This is a genomic window from Streptomyces sp. NPDC051172 (assembly GCF_040682555.1).
Lineage (GTDB): Bacteria > Actinomycetota > Actinomycetes > Streptomycetales > Streptomycetaceae > Streptomyces.
Genome location: NZ_JBFBBE010000502.1, coordinates 1 through 1021, shown reverse-complemented (window position 1 = coordinate 1021; position 1021 = coordinate 1). Strand labels below are relative to the sequence as shown.

Annotated in this window: 4 protein-coding genes; 3 read left to right on the top strand and 1 reads right to left on the bottom strand. The window is 71.6% G+C overall.

The window, feature by feature from the left end; translation table 11 throughout:
- On the bottom strand, positions 1–235 hold a 235-nt coding region (locus AB0N07_RS52255; RefSeq protein ID WP_365848193.1), incomplete at its 3' end, for a hypothetical protein.
- 129 nt (positions 236–364) lie between these two features.
- Here AB0N07_RS52255 and AB0N07_RS52250 point away from each other — a divergent pair.
- The 3 genes from AB0N07_RS52250 to AB0N07_RS52240 form a co-directional block, all read left to right on the top strand.
- Positions 365–586: a hypothetical protein gene (locus AB0N07_RS52250; RefSeq protein WP_350826911.1), complete on the top strand. Its 222-nt coding sequence runs from the start codon at positions 365–367 to the stop codon at positions 584–586.
- A 29-nt stretch (positions 587–615) separates the two neighbouring features.
- The gene (locus AB0N07_RS52245) at positions 616–795 is read left to right on the top strand and encodes a hypothetical protein (RefSeq protein WP_350749572.1); all 180 of its coding nucleotides are present in this window, start codon (positions 616–618) and stop codon (positions 793–795) included.
- Positions 788–1021, top strand: a 234-nt coding sequence (locus AB0N07_RS52240) for a hypothetical protein (protein WP_365848191.1), incomplete at its 3' end; no start/stop codon positions are given. The genes AB0N07_RS52245 and AB0N07_RS52240, both read left to right, overlap by 8 nt.

Sequence of the window (1021 nt, the reverse complement as noted above, 5' to 3'; positions counted from 1 at the left end):
CTTCCTTGGACGGCGGGGCACCCGTCGACATGCAGCTGATGGCGGCATGCGCGGGGACAAGAGCGAACGAGAAGACGTCGGCCACATGGAAGCGCAGCGCGGTGGGCAGGCCCTTGCCGGAGCGTTCGATGAGGTAGAAGGCCAGTGCGGCGTAGAACTCCGATCCTTCGCTACCAGCATCGGTGCGGGGAACAATCTCGGTGCCGTTCACAGTCAGGGTAGTCCTGGGATTCATGCGTCCTCCTGCAATGGTTGCCGGTGCGCCGGCGCGGCCCGGCCGGATGGCGCGGGTGAGGCTCAGCCTACGAAGACCGAGGCCCTGCTGGAAGAGGCAGTCGAGCTGCTGAAGTCCGTCGCGCTGTCCGTGGCACCTCCGGTGATCCGCTTCCCGGAGAACGCGGCGTTCACAGGCCGCGTGAAGCCCGAGGACCTGTCGCGTGGAGTGTGGTCGATCCCGGCCGACGACATGGGCGTCTCCTTCGCGGGCACGACGCTCGCGGACGAGGACGCGTGCCGCCGCGTCGACGACGACGTCGACCAGGACGGCCCGGACTGCGAGGGCCCCGATGGCGGTGAGTCCGCGTGAGCGCGGCGTCGCTCCCTGAGGGGCTGGGGATGCGCGCGCCTTCGCGGCCGGCCACGTGGTGGGCGCCGGCGGACGGGTCGCTGGGCTGCGCGGTGCGTGACGTCGTGCGCACGGGCCTGGCTGTGGCCGCGGTGCTCGCGGTGCTCGCGCTCCCGGGCCTGGTGGACATGGCCATGACGGCCCTGCTGGGCGGTGGTGGCCGTGGCTGAGCCCCGCAAGCACCACCAGATCCTGCTGCAGGTCGTGGACCGCAAGCCCATGCCGCAGCCGTACCCGTGGGTGTCGTACCGGTCCCGTGACGAGCTGCGCGCCGCGGTCGTGCTCGCGACTCGCGTCTACTGGTCGGCCGCGCGACGCGCGGACGTGACGCTCGCTGGTGCACCCCCGGCGTCACCGTCTCGGGGTGCGGAGACGACGGCGCCACCCGCAGCAGGT